Annotated in this window: 19 protein-coding genes; 17 read left to right on the top strand and 2 right to left on the bottom strand. The window is 34.7% G+C overall.

Annotation, left to right across the window (positions count from 1 at the left end; all coding sequences use genetic code 11):
• Positions 1-93 precede the first annotated feature (93 nt).
• The 16 genes from HM987_RS17260 to HM987_RS17185 all read left to right on the top strand — a co-directional run bounded on the left by HM987_RS17260 (position 94) and on the right by HM987_RS17185 (position 17465).
• A complete protein-coding gene (locus HM987_RS17260) occupies positions 94-651 on the top strand; it encodes a DUF4382 domain-containing protein (protein WP_179009264.1) in 558 nt (185 codons plus the stop codon).
• Between the two features lie 161 nt (positions 652-812).
• On the top strand, positions 813-1814 hold the full coding sequence (locus HM987_RS17255) for an AAA family ATPase (protein WP_179009263.1): 1002 nt from the start codon (positions 813-815) through the stop codon (positions 1812-1814).
• A 124-nt stretch (positions 1815-1938) separates the two neighbouring features.
• Positions 1939-2805: a DUF58 domain-containing protein gene (locus HM987_RS17250; protein ID WP_179009262.1), complete on the top strand. Its 867-nt coding sequence runs from the start codon at positions 1939-1941 to the stop codon at positions 2803-2805.
• 278 nt (positions 2806-3083) lie between these two features.
• The gene (locus HM987_RS17245; RefSeq protein ID WP_179010121.1) at positions 3084-4778 is read left to right on the top strand and encodes a hypothetical protein; all 1695 of its coding nucleotides are present in this window, start codon (positions 3084-3086) and stop codon (positions 4776-4778) included.
• The gene (locus tag HM987_RS17240) at positions 4778-5782 is read left to right on the top strand and encodes a vWA domain-containing protein (RefSeq protein WP_179009261.1); all 1005 of its coding nucleotides are present in this window, start codon (positions 4778-4780) and stop codon (positions 5780-5782) included. Before HM987_RS17245 ends, HM987_RS17240 begins: the two co-directional genes overlap by 1 nt.
• The gene (locus tag HM987_RS17235) at positions 5775-6812 is read left to right on the top strand and encodes a vWA domain-containing protein (protein WP_179009260.1); all 1038 of its coding nucleotides are present in this window, start codon (positions 5775-5777) and stop codon (positions 6810-6812) included. The genes HM987_RS17240 and HM987_RS17235 overlap by 8 nt, the downstream gene beginning before the upstream one ends.
• Before the next feature lie 66 nt (positions 6813-6878).
• Positions 6879-7733 (top strand): tetratricopeptide repeat protein, encoded by an 855-nt coding sequence (locus tag HM987_RS17230; protein ID WP_179009259.1) that lies wholly within the window; start codon positions 6879-6881, stop codon positions 7731-7733.
• A gap of 332 nt (positions 7734-8065) precedes the next feature.
• Positions 8066-9838 (top strand): BatD family protein, encoded by a 1773-nt coding sequence (locus tag HM987_RS17225; protein ID WP_179009258.1) that lies wholly within the window; start codon positions 8066-8068, stop codon positions 9836-9838.
• A gap of 1 nt (position 9839) precedes the next feature.
• Positions 9840-10598: a tetratricopeptide repeat protein gene (locus tag HM987_RS17220; RefSeq protein ID WP_179009257.1), complete on the top strand. Its 759-nt coding sequence runs from the start codon at positions 9840-9842 to the stop codon at positions 10596-10598.
• A gap of 47 nt (positions 10599-10645) precedes the next feature.
• Positions 10646-10939 carry a hypothetical protein gene (locus tag HM987_RS17215; RefSeq protein WP_179009256.1) on the top strand — a complete coding sequence of 98 codons (294 nt, stop codon included), beginning with the start codon at positions 10646-10648 and terminating at the stop codon, positions 10937-10939.
• A gap of 209 nt (positions 10940-11148) precedes the next feature.
• Positions 11149-12741: a SulP family inorganic anion transporter gene (locus tag HM987_RS17210; protein WP_179009255.1), complete on the top strand. Its 1593-nt coding sequence runs from the start codon at positions 11149-11151 to the stop codon at positions 12739-12741.
• A 6-nt stretch (positions 12742-12747) separates the two neighbouring features.
• Positions 12748-13548, top strand: a complete 801-nt coding sequence (locus tag HM987_RS17205) for a universal stress protein (RefSeq protein WP_179009254.1) — start codon at positions 12748-12750, stop codon at positions 13546-13548.
• Positions 13549-13586: 38 nt separating this feature from the next.
• On the top strand, positions 13587-14213 hold the full coding sequence (locus HM987_RS17200; RefSeq protein ID WP_179009253.1) for a carbonic anhydrase family protein: 627 nt from the start codon (positions 13587-13589) through the stop codon (positions 14211-14213).
• Positions 14214-14246: 33 nt separating this feature from the next.
• Positions 14247-14915: a DUF2490 domain-containing protein gene (locus HM987_RS17195; RefSeq protein WP_229724494.1), complete on the top strand. Its 669-nt coding sequence runs from the start codon at positions 14247-14249 to the stop codon at positions 14913-14915.
• Positions 14916-14969: 54 nt separating this feature from the next.
• Entirely contained in the window at positions 14970-16832 is a 1863-nt protein-coding gene (locus tag HM987_RS17190; protein ID WP_179009251.1) for a SulP family inorganic anion transporter, read from the top strand.
• A 6-nt stretch (positions 16833-16838) separates the two neighbouring features.
• Positions 16839-17465 (top strand): carbonic anhydrase, encoded by a 627-nt coding sequence (locus HM987_RS17185; protein ID WP_179009250.1) that lies wholly within the window; start codon positions 16839-16841, stop codon positions 17463-17465.
• Positions 17466-17690: 225 nt separating this feature from the next.
• Here the strand turns inward: HM987_RS17185 and HM987_RS17180 are convergent, their stop codons facing one another.
• Entirely contained in the window at positions 17691-18461 is a 771-nt protein-coding gene (locus HM987_RS17180) for a hypothetical protein (RefSeq protein WP_179009249.1), read from the bottom strand.
• A 65-nt stretch (positions 18462-18526) separates the two neighbouring features.
• On the bottom strand, positions 18527-19042 hold the full coding sequence (locus tag HM987_RS17175) for a CvpA family protein (protein WP_179009248.1): 516 nt from the start codon (positions 19040-19042) through the stop codon (positions 18527-18529).
• A 154-nt stretch (positions 19043-19196) separates the two neighbouring features.
• On the opposite strand from HM987_RS17175, the gene HM987_RS17170 reads away from it, so the two are divergent.
• A complete protein-coding gene (locus HM987_RS17170) occupies positions 19197-19553 on the top strand; it encodes a hypothetical protein (protein ID WP_179009247.1) in 357 nt (118 codons plus the stop codon).
• Positions 19554-19581 lie beyond the last annotated feature (28 nt).

The following is a 19581-nucleotide window of genomic DNA, read 5'->3' as shown; positions in this document are numbered from 1 at the left end:
TTATATAGGTTTTTATGCGATTGGGGGCATAAAAATACTCAAAACATCAAGAATACAATATTATTGACGTGTTATTATTTCAAAACCCAAATCATGAAACATTTAAAATCACTAAAAATTATTGTTTTATCTCTGATCATTTTAATCAGCTTTTCAAGTTGTTCAAAAGATGATATGGCGAGAGATGAACAAAACGCAGCAATTACTGTAAGTCTAAAAGGCGGCACTGACCAACTCAACACTGTTTTTCTTGAAATTAATGATGTGCAAGTCAAAGTAAAAGAAGATGGCACCTTGCCAAATGCTTGGATAAGCTTAAACGCTATTAATAGAGGAATCCATAATATTTCGGACTTAACAAATGCGTCTGAATTACTTTTAGTAGAGCATTTTGAGATGAATCCAACCTTTATACATGAAATTAGATTAGTGCTTGGAGACAATAATTCTATAAAAATCAACGACACTTCAACAAGTTTATCTATTGCAGAAAATGCGTCAGTTTCAAATTTGGTAAAAATGGAATTTGATGGCAATCATATTTACCAAGTCGTAATAAATTTAGATATCGATGGATCTGTAAGTTTCAATGAAGATGAAAATACGATGATTCTCAACCCAAAGCTCTATACCGAAATCAGAAAATTTTAGTATTAATTAACCCTAATCCATAATTAATTCTTAAAATGAGCAGTACTTTGGTATTGCTCATTTTTTTTAACCAATTGTTAACAGCATCTATTGAAAAATTTTAACACTTTGCAACGTCTAAAAATTACCGACAATAAATGTTGTTACAAAACCCTTAAATAATGGAAGAAACGAGTACAGTTGACATAAAGTCAATTAACGAAAAGATAGAAAGAGAAAGTGCATTTGTAGATTTATTGACCTTAGAAATGAATAAGGTTATCGTTGGACAAAAGCACATGGTAGAGCGTCTGCTCATCGGTTTATTAGGTCAAGGTCATATTTTATTGGAAGGTGTGCCTGGTTTGGCAAAAACATTGGCCATTAACACATTATCAAAAGCCATTGATGCTAGTTTTAGTAGAATTCAGTTTACACCAGATTTATTGCCTGCAGATGTTGTTGGAACTTTGATTTTTAATATGAAGGAAAATGACTTCACCATTAAAAAAGGGCCAATTTTCGCCAATTTCGTTTTAGCAGATGAGATTAACAGAGCACCAGCAAAAGTACAATCAGCTTTGTTGGAAGCGATGCAAGAAAAGCAAGTCACCATTGGAGACGAAACGTTTATCTTGGATAAACCATTTTTAGTAATGGCAACTATGAATCCTGTAGAACAAGAAGGGACTTATCCGTTACCTGAAGCCCAGGTGGACCGTTTTATGTTGAAAACTGTTATAGATTACCCAACAATTGCAGACGAACAACAAATAGTAAGAGCCAACCTAAAAGGCGCTTATGAAAAAGTAAATCCTGTAGTTTCAATTGCTCAGATTCTAAGTGCTCAAAAAGCAGTTAGGGAAGTCTACATGGACGAAAAAATTGAAAAATATATTCTCGATATCATTTTCGCAACCCGCTATCCTGAAAAATATAGACTAGCCGATTTAAAACCTTTGATTTCGTTTGGCGCATCACCTCGTGGAAGTATCAACTTAGCCACAGCGGCAAAATGTTATGCTTTTATAAAAAGAAGAGGTTACGTCATCCCAGAAGACGTACGTGCGGTTGTACATGATATTTTGCGTCACAGAATAGGAATTACCTACGAAGCCGAAGCGGAGAATATCACTTCAGAAGACATTATCAATAAGATTGTTAACGAAATAGAGGTGCCTTAGAAAAGGCCTCTTTAATTCCTCAAAGGGGAAAATAGGAATAGCAAAAAATATTATAATCAATCATCAAATACTTTAAATTGAAACTAAAAGTGGTTCTTCACTTTGGGAAGGATCTAGGATGGGAATGGACACTAAAGAACTTCTAAAAAAAGTACGAAAAATAGAGATTAAGACACGACGACTGTCTGATCATATATTTGGGGGTGAATATCACTCTACCTTCAAAGGTCGTGGTATGACATTTTCTGAAGTGCGCCAATACCAATATGGAGACGATATTCGAAATATTGATTGGAATGTTACCGCAAGAACCAATCAACCACACATCAAGGTTTTTGAGGAAGAACGTGAATTGACCATGATGCTCATGGCAGACGTATCGGGAAGTAAGCTATTCGGGACAAAGAATCAGTTTAAAGATGAAATTGTAACTGAAATTGCAGCAACTTTGGCGTTTTCAGCCACTCAGAATAATGATAAAATTGGCTTGATTTTATTTTCAGATGAAATTGAATTGTACATACCACCAAAAAAAGGACGTTCCCATGTACTTCGAATTATTCGTGAATTGTTAGAGTTTCAGCCTAAAAGTAAAGAGACAAGCGTTTCCGAAGCTTTGAAGTTTTTGTCTAGCGTGATGAAGAAAAAGGCGATTGTTTTTGTATTGTCAGATTTTGTGGCGGATGATTATAAACAAAATCTAAAAATAGCAGCTGGGAGACACGACATTACAGGTATTAGAATTTACGATAAACACGAAGCCGAAATTCCAAATATAGGCATGGTACAAATGGAAGATGAGGAAACCGGCGAGTTGATGTTGGTTAATACAGCTTCAAAAAAAGTAAGACAGAATTACAGTAACTTTTACAATGAAAAAGTAAACTACTATAAAGATAGTTTTACAAAATCTGGCTCAGGAACTATAGATTGCCGTGTAGATGAAAGTTATGTGAAGAAGTTGTTGGGTTATTTTAAGCAGAGAGGATAAAGGGATTTTAGATTTATGAATTACGATTCTAGATTTAAAAAGCATGAGGCATGAATACTGATAAAAAAGAAAAGAAAGATTAGAGATGAGAGATGAGAAAAAGTATTGAAAGCTTTGAGGAAATAGGTTTGAGTGATGTCCCATCGAGTCCCGATAGCTATCGGGATTAGGGGTGTTATATATATAATAACAAAACGGTTCTGTCCTATCGACTTACAATTAACATCTCACAACTCAAAAAGGAAAAGATTAAAATGAAAATGAACATTAAAATAGCAATGAGAAATGCAGTTCCAGTGGCCTTCCGTCATCGGTCAACCATCTTCGGTCTATGTTCTTTATTCTTTATTCTTTGTTCTCAACTAGCTTCAGCCCAAGTCACTTCCGAAATCGACACCACAAAAATCAGAATTGGCGAGCAAATCAATTATAAGATTAATGTTGAAGCAGATTCCACGGCATTGGTGGTTTTTCCTGAAGGGCAAACCTTTATGCCTTTAGAAACTGTTGAAGCCTCAAAAATTGATACCACCAAAAGTGACGCTAAATTCCTATTATCAAGAATCTATAAACTCACACAATTTGATTCTGGCGTTTATACCATTCTAAGACAAAAAATCATTATTGACGAGAAACCATTTTTTACGGATTCCCTAAAAGTTGCCGTCAATACTGTTGAGGTCGATACCACCAAGCAGAAACTCTACGACATAAAACCAATTATTAACGTTGAGAAAAGTAAAAGTAATTGGTGGCAATGGCTCTTAATTGTTTTATTGGCAATTGCGATAGTTGCATTTTTATTGTATTGGTTTATTTGGCGAAAAAAACCTTTGACAGAAGAGGAAGAAATCGCTTTGTTACCACCTTATGATCGTGCAAAACTAGCATTATCAAAGCTTGATGAAAGTCAGTATTTAATACGATCTGAAGTCAAAGAATATTATTCGGAATTAACCTTTATCATCAGAAAATATCTCGATGAAAAAGTTTACGATCGTGCCTTAGAAAGTACAACAGGCGAACTTATTGCGCGTTTGAATTTATTGAAAGACGGCAATCAAATTCCATTATCTAAAGAAACGATTTTACATATTGAATCGATTTTACAACGTGCTGATTTGGTGAAATTTGCAAAGTCTGCGCCAGACAAAGCCCTTGCCGAAATGGATCGGACAACCATAGACAAAGCCATAGACAACGTTAAAGTAAGTTTGCCAGAACCGACAGAAGAAGAGAAGTTATTAGACCAAAAATATAAAGAAGAACAAGAGCGTAAGAAGAAGCGCAAAAAAATATGGATTACAGTGGCTATTTCATTGTTTTTAATTGTGGCAACTTTTATTGGCTTTGGTATGACATATGGTTTCGGTTATGTAAAGGATACAATCATTGGCCATGAAAGCAAAGAACTGTTAGAGGGCAATTGGGTAGAAAGCGCTTATGGCTATCCACCAATTTGGATTGAGACACCAGAAGTTCTTAAACGCGAAGTCGTAGAAATTCCTGAAGAATACGAGGGTAAAGTAAGCACTTCTGTATTCAGGTATTTGTCTGAAAAATCGGGAATTGATATTCAGGTGAGTACAACAGCTTTCAAAGTTTCCCAAGAGCAAGGCAAGCCAAAAGAGATGACGGATGAAGAAAAAGCTGAAGATTTTCAAAAAACATCTGAGACCTATTTAAAATTGTTAGAGTCTCAAGGCAACAAAGACATAACCGTAAAAAGAGAAAAATTCACAACACCTAATGGTGCAGAAGGACTAAAAGTTTATGGAACAATGAATACTGTTCTTGATAATGGTAGCATAAAGCCAGCTAAATATAATCTGCTTCTTTTTAGAGCAGAAAATGTAAGACAACAGATTATTTTAAACTGGAGAACTGACGATAATTATGCAGATGAGATCATAGAACGTGTCACAGATTCCATTGAATTGAAACCAGATGACGTAGAAGAAGAGAAAGAATAATGTTAGAGCATATACAATTTTTAAACGTAGAATTTTTTTGGCTGTTATTGCTTTTACCAATAGCCGTAGTTTGGTATGTCTTTAAACACAGCAAACAAACTGCTGAGTTAAAAATGTCTACTATTAAAGGCTTTAAAAATACATCGTCTTTTTGGTCAAAATTTAAACATGTACTTTTTGCATTACGATTAATAGCTTTAGCCCTTTTAATTACTGCTCTTGCAAGACCAAGAACTGTGGATGTGTCTACCAAGACCAAGACCACAAGCGGAATAGATATTGTGATGGCAATTGATGTTTCGGCAAGTATGTTGGCAAAAGATTTACGTCCTAATCGCTTGGATGCTTTAAAAGAAGTGGCTGCGGATTTTATTGATGGGAGGCCAAACGACCGAATTGGTTTGGTAGAGTATGCTGGAGAGGCTTACACCAAAACACCAATTACGAGCGATAAATCTATTGTACAACGGTCGCTTAGAGATATAAAGTATAACAATATTATTGAAGGCGGAACAGCAATTGGTATGGGATTGGCAACCTCCGTAAACCGATTGAAAGACAGTAGAGCCAAAAGTAAAGTGATTATTTTATTAACGGATGGTGTGAACAATTCCGGATTTATAGACCCAAAAATCGCTAGTGAGTTGGCGGTAGAATATGGCATTAAAGTGTATACGATTGGTTTGGGAACTAATGGTATGGCATTGTCGCCAATTGGAATGAATCCTAATGGAACTTTTAGATATGGTCGAATTCAAGTGGAAATAGATGAAGCCTTGTTGAAAGAAATTGCCGCAGAGACTGGTGGGCAATATTTCAGAGCTACAAATAACGATAAGCTGGCTAAAATCTATGAGGAAATCAATAAGCTTGAAAAAACCGAAATTGAAGAAACCAAATACTACAATTACGACGAAAAATACCGACCACTAGTTTTATTGGCGGGATTGTTGTTATTGATTGAATTATTATTAAGAAACACAATATTTAGAAGCTTTGTTTAGACTCGATGAAAAAATATGGTTTTGGACATTACTGGTAATTCCAGTAATTATTTTGCTGTTTGTAATACTTCAGATTTGGAGACGGTCAGCACAGAAAAAATTTGCCGATTCTGCCTTGTTAAAGCGTTTGAGTCCCAATCAATCATTATTTAAAAGTATATTAAAGGTATTTGTGCTTTGTGGCGCATTCGCTTGTTTGTCATTGGCTTTGGTCAATCCAAAAATTGGCACAAAATTGGAGACTGTACGCAGTGAAGGGGTGGATGTAGTCTTTGCCATCGACGTCTCTAAAAGTATGTTGGCAGAAGATATTGCGCCAAATCGACTGGAAAAATCGCAGCAATTGGTCACGCAGATTATTAATAGTTTAGTGAGCGATCGTGTTGGAATTATTGCGTATGCAGGCAAAGCATTTCCGCAATTACCTATCACCACGGATTATGCTTCGGCAAAAATGTTTTTACAAAATATGAATACAGATATGTTGTCCTCACAAGGAACAGCAATTAGCGAAGCGATTCAATTGTCTAAGACGTATTTTGATAATGAAGATCAAGCTAATCGTGTTTTAATTATCATTTCCGACGGAGAAGATCATGATGGTGAAGCACTCGATGTTGCCGAGGAAGCTGCAGAGCAAGGCATAAGAATATTGACTGTTGGCGTTGGAGATTTGAAAGGTGGGCCAATCCCGATAAAACGAAATGGAGTCATTCTTAACTATAAGAAAGATAACCAAGGCGAAACAGTAATAACGCGTTTGGACGAAACCACACTTAAAGAAATTGCGGCAGAAGCAAATGGCGTTTACATTAATGGGAGAAATACGTCTGAAGTTGTAAATACCATTAAAGACGAATTGGATAAAATGGATAAGCAGGAATTTGAGTCGAAGCAAATTGCGGATTTTAAGGATCAATTCCAATGGTTTTTGGCTTTCGGAATTTTGTTGTTATTCATCGATATCTTCTTTTTGGAACGAAAAACGGCTTGGTTGAAGAAGCTTAACTTGTTCAATGAGAATTTTTAGAATTTCTTTAACGCTAAGGCAGTAAAGGCTTTAGTAATTTAGAGGTCGTTTCAGAATTAAAAAAATATGAAAATATACATCACACTCATCGCACTTTTAGTTGGAAGTTTTGGCTTTTCCCAAGATTTGGATGAAGCACAACTAAAAGCAGATAAAAACGCTACTGATCTCGTTCATCAGGCTAACGAGCTGGTTGGAAAAGATAACTATATTGAAGCTGAAATGGCCTACAGAAAAGCCATTTCTGAAGCGCCAAGTAAAGCCGTCGGTGCTTATAATTTAGCACATTCCTATTATAAGAAAGGGAGTTTTGATGAAGCTTTATTTAGAAGTCAAGAAGCAGCTAAGAACGCCACATCTAAAGACGAGAAACACCGCGCGTTTCATAATATGGGTAATATTTTAATGGAAAATAAGGCGTGCAAAGAAGCTGTTGAAGCCTATAAAAATGCTTTAAGAAGTAACCCAAGTGACGAGGAAACCCGTTACAATTTCGCCTTAGCCAAAGAATGTGCCGAACAGCAAAAGCAAGATGGTGGCGGCGAAGATGATAAGAAAGACGACAACAAAGACGAAGAACAAAATAAGGAAGACGAGCAAAAGAAAGACGACCAGAACAAAGACGATAAAGAAAATAAGGATAACGAGGACAAAAAAGACGAAGGCGACCAAGATAAAAAGGATGGCGACAAGGATAAGTATGAAGATGGAAAACCAAAAGACGATAAAAAGGATGAAGGAAAAGGCGATGAAGATAAGAAAGATGAAAACCAGAAACCAAAACCACAACCTGGACAAATGTCACCTCAGCAGATAAAAAACATTCTGGAGGCCATGCAAAACCAAGAACAGAAAGTACAGGAGAAAATGAATGCTGAAAAGCAAAAAGGTGCTAAGGTTAAAACTGAGAAGGACTGGTAAGACGAATTACGGTTGAAGAATTACGATATACGAATTACGATTTTAGATTATAAGCGAATCGTAATAATATAAATGAACGAAAGTTAAAATTTGGAAGCATGAAGTTGCTTACTCTTAAGGGTAAATATATAAACTCAGTTTCCTGCACAGTTTCCAAAACCTTGTAGGTATTAATTAAAATTGAATTGAAGTCATAACCTAGAAAGTATGATTTAAAACGAATTACGATTTTAGATTTACCAGAATCGTAAATCGTAACTCAAAAATCCGAAATATCAAAAATGAGAAAATCAAGTAAGGTTCTAAAAATCTTGTAGGTATCAAAATTAAAAATGAATCCAATAATAAAAAACATATCAATATTATTCCTAATACTTGCTACAAGTATCGCTTCCGCACAGATAAAATTTGAAGCCAAAGTCAGCAAGAAAAAATTAGGAGTTAACGAGCGCTTGCGTATCGATTTTGAAATGAACCAAGATGGCGACAATTTTGTGCCACCAAGTTTTGAGGATTTTGATGTGGTTGGTGGTCCAAATACCTCAGTTAGTAATTATTCCAGAAACGGAAAACGTTCGTTCAATAAAACTTATAGTTATTTTTTAGCACCAAAACAACGCGGCAAATTCACGATAAAGCAAGCCACAATAGAAATTGATGGTGAGACGTACAAGACGTTTCCAATCACTATTGAAGTTACTGCGGCCGTTAACAAACCCAATGGAGAAACAGCAGCGTCGGATATCGCTGCGGAAAACGTACATCTCATTGCTGAGGTAAGCAAAAGCGATCCATACCTCAATGAAGCGATTACGGTAGTTTATAAACTTTATGTGTCATTAGAAACTACGGTTAGTGGTTGGCAGGAAAAAGATAAGCCTAGATATAATGATTTTTGGAGTCAGAATATTGAAGTTAAAGGTTTCAATGTCATGAATGGAGACTATAAGGGAGAAGAGTATCGCTATGTAGTTCTAAAAAAAGTAGTACTATATCCTCAGAAAACAGGTGCTTTAAAACTAGAACCGCTAGTATTGGATGTCAATGTGGAAGTGCCATCAAATCGACGTGATATTTTTGGAAGACGCTTAATGACTAAAGTGCCACAAGTGGTTACTGCTGGTAGCAGAACGATTAATGTGAAACCGTTACCAGAACAGGGAAAACCTTCCGATTTTAAAGGTGCTGTTGGTAATTTCTCTTTTAATGTGACCACGAGTAAGACGCAATTGAATGCTACAGAATCCCTTCAGGCTAAACTAGAAGTTAAAGGAAAAGGGAATTTAAAATTATTCGAATTGCCAAAGTTAACCGTTCCGAGTTCATTAGAGGTTTATGAACCTGAACATCAAGAAAATGTTCGCACCAATTTAAGCGGAATGCAAGGCGGCATTTCAGATACTTACACGATTGTACCACAGTATAGAGGAAAATATCCTGTACCAAGTATTTCGTTCTCATATTTTGATCCCGATACCGAAAGTTATAAGCGTATCACTTCAGAAGAAATAGTGATCGATGTTTTGGAAGGCCCAATGGCTTCAAATACCAATGCTGAAAACCCAGCACCAAGTACAAAGCAAAGCGTAAATCCTGATACTAATACATTTGCCTTTATAAAAACAGGATCAAATTGGTTGCCAATTAAAAAAGAAACCTTCTTTAATTCTACAGGGTTTTGGTCGTTGGTGTTATTGCCATTCTTAGCGATTCCTTTAGCTATTGTGGTGAGACGTAAAAAAGACGAACGCGATGCAGACGTGCAAGGCAATCGTATTAGAAAAGCAGATCGTTTAGCTAAAAAGTATTTAAGTGAAGCTAAAAAAGCGATGGGACAAAAAGAGTCGTTTTACTTAGCTTTAGAGAAAGCGCTTCATAACTATTTAAAAGCAAAATTGAATATTGAAACCAGTGATTTTAATAAAGAAAAAATCGAAAGTCTATTAATAGAACGACACGTTGAACCTGATGTGGTTTCAGATTTCATTTCAATATTAGAAAATTGTGAATTAGCACGTTACACACCAATTACTCAGGTGACCATGCAGAATGATTACGATAAAGCGGCAAAGACAATTTCATTAATCGATAAACAACTTAGATAATATGAGAGCCATTACCATTTTACTTTTATGTTGTTTGAGTTTCATTGGTTTTTCGCAAAATGATAAAACTTTCGATGAAGCGAATGCCTTATACAACGACGGAAAATATGCTGAAGCTATTGATAAATATAAATCTATTTTAGACTCAAATCAACATTCTTCAGAGTTGTATTTCAATTTAGGAAATGCCAATTATAAGCTCAACAATATTGCGCCTAGTATTTATTATTACGAAAAAGCATTATTATTAGACCCTAATGATAAGGACATACAAAACAATCTGGCTTTTGCACAAAATATGACGATTGATGCTATTGATAAAGTTCCGGTGGTAGGTTTTTCACGACTTATAAATAATATAGTTAACACGTTCAGTACCGATATTTGGGCGAAAATTGCGGTTGGAGGCGTAATTTTATTTGTGATTATCTTCTTGGCCTATCATTTCTCATATTCCACTTCAAGAAAGAGGATTGCCTTTGTAACTAGTATCGTCAGTTTATTTATCGCTTGTTTTGCTTTGGCTATGGCCTTTCAAAAGGAGGGTTTAAATAAAAGTGATAATCCGGCGATAGTCTTTGCGCAAGAAAGTAGAGTAAAAACAGATCCTAACCCTACTAGTGAAGAAGTTTTTAGACTATATGAAGGTACCAAGGTTCAAGTATTGGAAACTTACGACGATTGGAATGAGATTCAATTAGCTGATAATTCCACAGGTTGGATTCCTTCCAAAGACATCAAAATGTTAAAGGATTTTTAGAACTTATTTAACAGTTTGTTAATTTCTTAGTCTTATATTTACGGATTATGACTCAGAAATACAAATATAAATCAGCAGTGTTTTTTACCATTCTTTTAATGGTATTCATCTCTGCACCTACGATTATTGTATCTTTTGATGATACTTCAGATGTCACTTGTTTCTATAGTATTGCGGAAGAAGAAGAAAATCAACACGTAAAGTTGGTTTTAGAACCTTCTAATCCAAATTCCAGTGGTTTTTTTGAAGAAGAGGTAAATACTAGTTCTATTGGATATACATTTAAGCAGTATCCAAAACCACATCTCAATTTAATTTCCCCACCGCCCGATTTCATTTAATATTTTATTAGTGAAACTTTGTTTTGAAAAGATTGCTAAGAAATGCATTCAAAATAGTTAGTTGAACTAATCCCGCTCCTGTGCTGAAATTGATTTAGTATTTGGCGGGATCTCTGGTTTAAGACCTTTGATTCGTTGGACATTTGTCCTCAACAAAATATTAAAAATAACTATGTACATTTTTTCATTAATAATAAATCATCATTAATATGTTTAAAACTTTAAAAAGCGATTTACCTGCAAGTGTCGTTGTATTTTTTGTGGCATTACCATTATGTTTAGGTATTGCTTTAGCCAGTGGAGCACCTCTTTTCTCTGGTTTAATAGCCGGAATTATTGGAGGAATTATAGTCGGATCTTTAAGTGGATCTAAAATAGGAGTAAGTGGACCTGCTGCTGGCCTAGCAGCAATTGTACTAACAGCCATCGGCACCTTGGGAGGTTATGAAAACTTCTTGGTTGCGGTGGTTCTTGGTGGAATTATTCAATTGGTATTTGGGATTTTAAAAGCCGGAATTATAGGCTATTATTTTCCTTCTTCAGTGATTAAAGGCATGCTTACAGGTATCGGAATTATTATTATTCTGAAACAAATTCCTCATTTCTTTGGGTATGACGCTGAACCTGAAGGAGCTGATAGCTTTTTTGAAATGTCTGGTGAAAACACCTTCTCGGCAATTTGGCATATTTTTGACAACCTTATCCTAGGGTCCATGATTGTTGGCTTTATATCTTTGGGTATCTTGTTGTTATGGAGCAATGTACTATCCAAAAAAGGAAAAATTTTCGAAATCATTCAAGGACCTTTGGTCGCTGTTGTGGTCGGTATCATTTTTTATGTGGTCACACAGTCTAATGATACGCTTGCTATTGCAGAATCACATTTGGTAAGTGTTCCTGTTCCAGATGATTTTGACTCTTTTATTGGCCAATTCAGTTTCCCTAATTTTGCAGTGATTACAAATCCAGAAGTTTGGATTGTAGGTTTTACAATTGCACTAGTAGCAAGTTTGGAAACCTTGCTTTGTGTGGAAGCTACGGATAAATTAGATCCTGATAAAAATGTAACGCCAACAAATAGAGAGTTATTAGCTCAAGGGACGGGTAATATAATATCAGGGTTGATAGGTGGACTTCCTATAACGCAAGTAATCGTGCGAAGTTCTGCGAATATTCAATCTGGTGGAAAGACGAAAATGTCTGCAATTATTCATGGTTTCCTTTTACTAATTTCAGTGATTTTAATTCCTACGTTACTGAATAAAATTCCTTTATCTGTTTTAGCCGCCATTTTACTAATTGTAGGTTATAAATTGGCAAAGCCAGCTTTATTTAAGAAAATGTATAAGTTAGGCTGGAAACAATCAGTACCGTTTTTTGTTACCGTAGTAGGAATCGTATTTACAGATTTATTGGTGGGTATTGGTTTAGGATTAGCAGTAGGTATAGTTGTAATACTAATAAAAAGCTACCAAAACTCACATTTCTTACATATCCAAGATAAGAGTAACGGAAAACATAAAATTAAAATGGAGCTTGCTGAAGAAGTTACGTTCTTTAACAAAGGTGCGATTTTAAAAGAATTAGATAGTTTGCCTAGAGATACCTCTTTAGAATTTGATGTGACCAAAACCAGATATTTGGATTACGATATTGTTGAAATTCTCGACGATTTTGCTTTCAAGGCCAAAGAAAGAAATATTGATATCAAATTAATTTCAAAAAGAGGTATAGTTGAAAATCCTCCAAGTTTTATTGAGTTCTTTCAATTGAGACCAAAATCAGATATAAGTTTAAGCTAGACCATTATGAAAAATTATAAGTATAAAATACTTGTACTTTCAGATTTGAATAAAATGGCACGTACCACCTTAAAAAGTAGTGTGAGTTTGGCTAATATGATAGATGCAAAAATTGAATTATTTCATGTTAAAGAACACATAAACATTATTAATACGGATAATCAGTTATCTGCAATGCGTATTTTAAATGAAGAGCAAAATAAAACTAAAAAGGAGATCGAAGCCTTAGTTAATACTGTTTCCAAGGAATATGAGGTAGAGATAGATTATAATTTTTCATTTGGAAATATTAAAGATGAAATTAGTGATTACATTGAATCATCTCAACCAGATATTATTGTTTTAGGCCAACGTGATTCACCTCCGTTTCAACTTATAGGAGATAGTATTACACTTTTTGTGTTAAAACTTTTTAATGGTGTTATAATGATTTCTTCAAACGAAAATGCGTTGGTGCCCAATGAAAAAATGAGCTTAGGTGTCTTAAATGGCTCCAATAGCACTTTTGACACTGAGTTTTCTAAAGATTTAATAACACATACAACGACACCATTAATATCGTTTAAAATTATAAATAGTCAAAAAGTTCAAGACGAAAATGCTAGCATCAATGGGGAAAAACTGGTAGAATATGTTTTTGAGCAAAATGACAACGCTATGACAACGCTCTCTTCGTATCTCAAAAAAAACAGTATTAATTTATTGTATGTAGATAGAGCTAAAAACAAAACAACTAATGCAAAGCAAATATCACTGAGAGAAGTGGTCAATAAGTTGAATGTTTCGCTACTGGTTTCGAGAGTATAATTAAACAGAATTTAAATAAATAAAAAAATTAAATAAAGATGAAAGCACATACAAGAGAAACCCAGTCAACAATGACACCAGAAAAGTCATTAGAATTTTTAAAAGAAGGAAATCAGCGGTTTCAAGATAATTTGAAAGCCAACCGTAATCTTTTAGAACAGGTAAATGATACAAGCGATGGTCAGTTCCCATTTGCAACCATATTAAGTTGTATAGATTCAAGAGTGTCTGCTGAATTGGTTTTTGACCAAGGGTTAGGGGATATTTTTAGTGTAAGAATTGCTGGAAATTTTGTAAACGAAGATATCTTAGGGAGTATGGAGTTTGCTTGTAAATTGGCAGGAACAAAGTTAATAGTTGTACTAGGTCATACAAGCTGTGGAGCTGTTAAAGGCGCATGTGACCATGCGGAAATGGGTAATTTAACCAAATTAATACAAAAAATTACACCTGCTGTAAATGCAGTATCAGAACCTAAAGATGAAAGTTTACGAACGTCTGCAAATTTAGATTTTGTTGACGAAGTTTCCAAAAAGAACGTAGAGTTAACCATAGATAGAATTCACGCTGAGAGTCCAATCTTAACCGAAATGGAGAAAAACGGAGAAATTAAAATTATTGGAGCTATGTACAATGTTAATACTGGTGCCGTTGAATTTTACTAATAAATAGACAACGAATTGATGAGTCAATTTAAAATGAAAAAGAAAAGTAAAATAGCAACACTAATCATCGCATTAGTGTTGCCTTTTTTTGCTGTGGGTCAAGATAGTAATTTAGGAAATTGGTTAATTTACATTGGTAATAAAAAACTGAATTCTAAATGGAATATCCATAACGAGGTTCAGTATAGAAATTACAATGCCATTGGAGATTTAGAGCAGTTGCTTTTAAGAACAGGTATTGGCTATAACTTAACCGAAAACAACAACAATATTTTGTTGGGTTATGGTTATATTTTATCTGAAAATTATGTTGGTGATACAGACGAAAAAGTATCCGTAAACGAGCACCGAATTTTTCAACAGTTTATAACAAAACAAAATGTTGGAAAAGTTGGTTTGAATCATCGTTACCGTTTTGAACAACGTTTCGTTGAGGACGACTTTAGAATGCGATTTAGGTATTTTTTGGGAATCAATGTTCCACTTCAATATAAGGAAGGCGGCAAAAATCCATTATACCTTTCTGCCTATAACGAAATATTCTTGAATACAGAATCTTCAATCTTTGATAGAAATAGAGTTTATGGAGGTTTAGGCTATAAGTTTTCAGATAATTTAAGATTGGAATTAGGCTACATGAATCAGTATTTTGAAACTTCTGGAAGAGATCAAATAAATATTATAGCATTTGTAAATTTCTGAGTTAGACAAATTGAATATCTAAGGATATTAGATTAACTTAGGAAAAAATACAACATGAAAGACTTCTTTAAACATGTCAAAGGTGATGCTTTTGGTGGCATTACGGCAGGTATTGTAGCACTGCCGTTAGCATTAGCTTTTGGGGTGTCATCGGGTCTTGGGCCTAGCGCAGGTTTATATGGCGCTATTTTCATAAGTTTCTTTGCGGCACTATTTGGTGGCACCAATACACAAATATCTGGACCTACAGCACCAATGACCGCTGTAAGCATGGTAGTTATAGCCGGTATTATTGCCGCAAACGACGGTAGTGTGGAAAAAGCGCTCCCAGCAATTTTAACCGTATTTTTATTAGCAGGTCTTATACAAATAGGACTTGGAGCCATTGGCTTAGGTAAATACATTAGGTATATTCCATATCCCGTAGTGTCTGGATTTATGACTGCTATTGGTGTTATTATCTTAGTGACTCAAATTTTACCTGCTGTTGGTTATTATCCTAAAGAAGATATTGACTTAGTTGGTCAGTTTAAGCCGCTAGCAGAAGAATTAATTTTAGAGAATATTTTAAAGGAGGAAGCCGGCGAAGGTATTCTCGTTTTAGAGAATTTTGAAGAAACTATTAGGCGTGCCAAGCTCACCACCGAAGATGATATTGGAAAAGAATCCCAGACCTTGGCAAAGTCTGCAAGCTCGGGTGTTTTAGGCACAATTAAAGTATTGCCAAGAGCTTTAAAAAACATCAATTGGTTAGAACTCATTTTAGCATTATCGACGATATTCATCGTCTATGGTTTTAAGAGGGTGACTTCTAAAATACCAAGTGCGTTAGTTGCATTAATCGTAGTCTCAGGGGTAGCTTACGGTTTTGGATTGGATTATAGACCCATTGAGGAAATTCCATCAGGATTACCATTACCTCATATTGAGATTTTTACAGGTTTTAGTTTAGCATCTTTAACACCCTATATTTTTACGGCGATAACCTTAGCTTTATTGGGCGCTATCGATTCGTTGTTAACTAGTGTGGTTGCTGATAATATGACCAAAACAAAGCATAAGCCCAACAAGGAATTGGTTGGTCAAGGAATTGGTAATAGTATTGGTGCTATTTTCGGAGGTCTTCCAGGAGCAGGAGCAACAATCCGTACCGTCGTTAATATTAATTCTGGAGGCAAAACAAGATTATCAGGGATGATTGCTGGTGTTTTACTGCTTGTTATTCTTTTGGCCTTAGGGCCTGTAGCATCTGAGATTCCTGCTGCAGTATTAGCAGGGATTTTGATTACTGTAGGTATTGGAGTGATGGATTATAAAGGGTTAAAAGCGATTCCGGCATTACCAAAAGACATTAGCTTTGGGCCGATTAAATTAAGTTCAGAAGTCTTGATAATGCTTGTTGTTTTGGTGTTGTCGACATTTTGGAATTTAGTTTATGCCGTAGGTATTGGGTTGGTTATTGCTTCATTAATGTTTATGAAGAAAATAGGGGATTTAACAGCAGAACGCTCAGATGTAAAATCTTTGAAGGAAGAAACGTGGGCAGATGAAGGAGGTTTTCCTTCAAGTTTAAGAGAGGAAGTTTTTATAAAACATGTTAAAGGGCCTTTGTTTTTTGGCTCTACTAGCGATTTTCAAGCTTTAACTTCTCAAATTCCCAAAACAGCAAAAATAGTTATTATAAGGTTAGGGCGCATGCAGTATATGGACCAATCAGGTCTTTATGCCATGGAAGATATGCTTCAAGAATTGAAAATGGATAACATACAAGTCTTGTTTGTAGGGCTATTAAAACAACCGCGTTATATGATGGAGCGTATTGATATTATTCCAGACTTTATTCCTACAGAACATATTTTTAAAGATTTCAAAACTTGTCTGCAATGGGTGAGGTCTAACGTAAAAGACGTACATTAGGCAATTATGGATATAGAGAACGTATTTAGTAACAACAAAAAATGGATTAAAGACAAGTTAGCTGTCGATGCCAATTATTTTGAGGAATTAGGAAAAGGACAAAACCCTGAATTGTTATTTATAGGTTGTTCCGATAGTAGGGTAACGGCTGAAGAATTAATGGGTTTGGGACCGGGAGAAGTTTTTGTACATCGTAATATTGCTAATATGGTTTCTGGTATTGATTTAAATGCCATGTCCGTAGTGGAGTATGCGGTCTCACATTTAAAAGTGAATCATGTAGTAGTTTGCGGCCATTATGCTTGCGGAGGCGTCAAGGCAGCTATGCAATCTGCAGATTTAGGTGTGTTGAACGGCTGGTTACGAAATATTAGAGATGTCTATAGAATTCACCGTGAGGAATTAAATGCAATTCAGGATGAGGAAAAAAAGTACGATCGTTTAGTTGAATTAAATGTAAAAGAACAATGTGTTAATTTGATAAAAACAGCGGCAGTTCAAAAAGCCTATAGAGATAGAGGTTTAAAAGTTCACGGTTGGGTATTTGATGTACACACCGGAAAACTCATTGATTTAAAAATAGACTTTGAAAAATATTTAATGGATATTATGGAAATTTACCATCTTGATTAATAGTAATGATTTTTTTGACCTTCAAGATTTTTTAGGTGGTTGAGCGAAGTCGAAACCATGTAGGTCTCTTTCAGAAAAAGTGACTTTTACGTGTTTGTGTATAGTTAGTAATGTGGTTCAGTAACTAATTTAGTAAACAAAAAACAATCACGAGAAATTTCCGAAGGAATTTTTCAAATAAGTAACGACCAATCAATTAATAAAACATGATGTTGCCCGTAGTGTTTATTCCACTTTAAATTTTTCGTTGATAGGTATTTGCAATTCATAACCTTCTTTAGAAAACTTAAATATTCCATTTATTTTATACTCTCCTTTTTGTAACGAATCAAATTCAATATCGGCAAAAGAGTAATTATCTTTATATGTGTATTTCAGCTCAATTTCCTTTCCATTTAGTTCGATTTTTTTGATAGTGATATTTCTATTATATGCTTGTTTCAGGTCGTTATTAGATGTAAGAGAAAGTTTTATACCATTACATTTAGTTTTAGAAGAGTAAGATTTAATGCCGAAAAAAGTAGAGTCTGTCTGATAAGATGCTAGTCCAGCATATTCGAAAGCATAAGCCATAGCCATTGTGAGTCTGAGCTTCATGGCATTAAGATTTAATTCATCAGAGCTTGGTTTTATTGGTTCAAAACCTGATATCAAATAGTTTTTTCTATCATTTACTATTTTGGGAATTTCATTTGCAATTCTGTTATACTCTGAAGTTATATTCTTAAGATTACTTTGTGGATTGGAGATTGCTTTATCTAAATCAGAGATCAGTAATTGGTAACTTAAATCCAATTGATTTAACGCTTCAATTTTTTGTATAGGTCTTTCTTCGATAATAAAGTAGTAAAAACTCCTATTTCGATTTAATATTTTATTAGAGAATTCGTAATTATCTTGATACAACAAATTCAATTCAGATAATTTATCTTGTTGATTTTTACATGATAAAAAAGAGAAAATTACTAAAAAATAAACTAAAAAGAGGTTCTTCATTTAATCAATAAATATCAATGTTTTTGGACTAGCCAAATTACAGCTAACTATTAAGTATATACAATTTATGCCTCCTTCTCCCTAATCAAAGGTTCATCCTCACTCTTAATCAAATTCGGAAAAATCATAGGTGCTAAAGATTTTACCGGCTCATAAAGCATGCTTTCTTCCAAATCTTCTTTTTCCATAAAAGGCAAAGTATTGTTCATTTTATGAAAAACGATTAATAAAACACTTAAGATCAGTCCGATTTTAAGTGCACCAAAAACACCACCTGCAAGTTTATTGATTATTCCTAATGCTGCAAAATCCGCAAGTTTAGTCAGTGCTTTTCCAGCCAATCCAATCACTAAAACTATGACTACAAAAGTGATGGCAAAAGCGACAATGTTGATGGTTTTTTCGTTCCAATCCACTTTAGATTCCAAAAACCCAGAGGCAAAATAACTAAAATGAATAGCACCATAAACACCTAGAACCAAAGCTACCAAAGACGCAACTTCCACAAACAGGCCTTTAAATAAGCCTCTAATAAAGCCGAATAACAATAAGGCTGCTAAAATAATATCAATAATACTCATACAACTAGCGGTTTAAGCAAAAGTACACGAATTTTGTCATTTTTATATCATAACGCAAATGAAGCTATTTTAGTTTCTTAACTTTGAATCTTAAAAAAACTATTGGAAAAGTAAACCAGACCCAATAAACTATAAACAAACAAATAAACTACACGTGGCACGAGACGAACAATTAAAAGAACGCTGGGATTTAGTAGTTGAAAAACTCTCTAACCAATTTGCAGATGGCGACCGATTGGATTTGGATTCCATAATTTATCTTATTGGCTTGCAGGAACTCGGGCAATTTCATCGTGAATTTAAAAAAGACCATAAATTGGATTTGATGCACATTGCGATTTGTAAAGTTTTAGAACCTTATGGGTTTTATGAATTCGATTTTGTAGATGATGAAGGTTGGCCGCATTATAAAGTATTAGCCCAATTACCGCATTTAAAAGCAGGTGAGCAAAGTGTGTTGATGAAAGAGGCTATTGTGAACTATTTTGTGGAGACTGACTATATTGACTAAAATGTAGTAATTTTTGCTGTAATAAGTC

The sequence above is a fragment of the Winogradskyella forsetii genome (assembly GCF_013394595.1).
Classification (GTDB): Bacteria; Bacteroidota; Bacteroidia; order Flavobacteriales; family Flavobacteriaceae; genus Winogradskyella; species Winogradskyella forsetii.
This window is presented reverse-complemented; position numbering and strand designations above follow the sequence as displayed.

Excerpts from the sequence above, each read along its gene's own strand:
- HM987_RS17200 (WP_179009253.1), top strand. The coding sequence starts at position 13,587 with ATGAAAGCACATACAAGAGAAACCCAGTCAACAATGACACCAGAAAAG.
- HM987_RS17240 (WP_179009261.1), top strand. The coding sequence starts at position 4,778 with ATGTTAGAGCATATACAATTTTTAAACGTAGAATTTTTTTGGCTGTTA.
- HM987_RS17205 (WP_179009254.1), top strand. The coding sequence starts at position 12,748 with ATGAAAAATTATAAGTATAAAATACTTGTACTTTCAGATTTGAATAAA.
- HM987_RS17185 (WP_179009250.1), top strand. The coding sequence starts at position 16,839 with ATGGATATAGAGAACGTATTTAGTAACAACAAAAAATGGATTAAAGAC.
- HM987_RS17245 (WP_179010121.1), top strand. The coding sequence starts at position 3,084 with ATGAGAAATGCAGTTCCAGTGGCCTTCCGTCATCGGTCAACCATCTTC.
- HM987_RS17175 (WP_179009248.1), bottom strand. The coding sequence starts at position 19,042 with ATGAGTATTATTGATATTATTTTAGCAGCCTTATTGTTATTCGGCTTT.
- HM987_RS17210 (WP_179009255.1), top strand. The coding sequence starts at position 11,149 with ATGTTTAAAACTTTAAAAAGCGATTTACCTGCAAGTGTCGTTGTATTT.
- HM987_RS17255 (WP_179009263.1), top strand. The coding sequence starts at position 813 with ATGGAAGAAACGAGTACAGTTGACATAAAGTCAATTAACGAAAAGATA.
- HM987_RS17195 (WP_229724494.1), top strand. The coding sequence starts at position 14,247 with ATGAAAAAGAAAAGTAAAATAGCAACACTAATCATCGCATTAGTGTTG.
- HM987_RS17215 (WP_179009256.1), top strand. The coding sequence starts at position 10,646 with ATGACTCAGAAATACAAATATAAATCAGCAGTGTTTTTTACCATTCTT.
- HM987_RS17250 (WP_179009262.1), top strand. The coding sequence starts at position 1,939 with ATGGACACTAAAGAACTTCTAAAAAAAGTACGAAAAATAGAGATTAAG.
- HM987_RS17180 (WP_179009249.1), bottom strand. The coding sequence starts at position 18,461 with ATGAAGAACCTCTTTTTAGTTTATTTTTTAGTAATTTTCTCTTTTTTA.
- HM987_RS17260 (WP_179009264.1), top strand. The coding sequence starts at position 94 with ATGAAACATTTAAAATCACTAAAAATTATTGTTTTATCTCTGATCATT.
- HM987_RS17220 (WP_179009257.1), top strand. The coding sequence starts at position 9,840 with ATGAGAGCCATTACCATTTTACTTTTATGTTGTTTGAGTTTCATTGGT.
- HM987_RS17190 (WP_179009251.1), top strand. The coding sequence starts at position 14,970 with ATGAAAGACTTCTTTAAACATGTCAAAGGTGATGCTTTTGGTGGCATT.
- HM987_RS17225 (WP_179009258.1), top strand. The coding sequence starts at position 8,066 with ATGAATCCAATAATAAAAAACATATCAATATTATTCCTAATACTTGCT.
- HM987_RS17230 (WP_179009259.1), top strand. The coding sequence starts at position 6,879 with ATGAAAATATACATCACACTCATCGCACTTTTAGTTGGAAGTTTTGGC.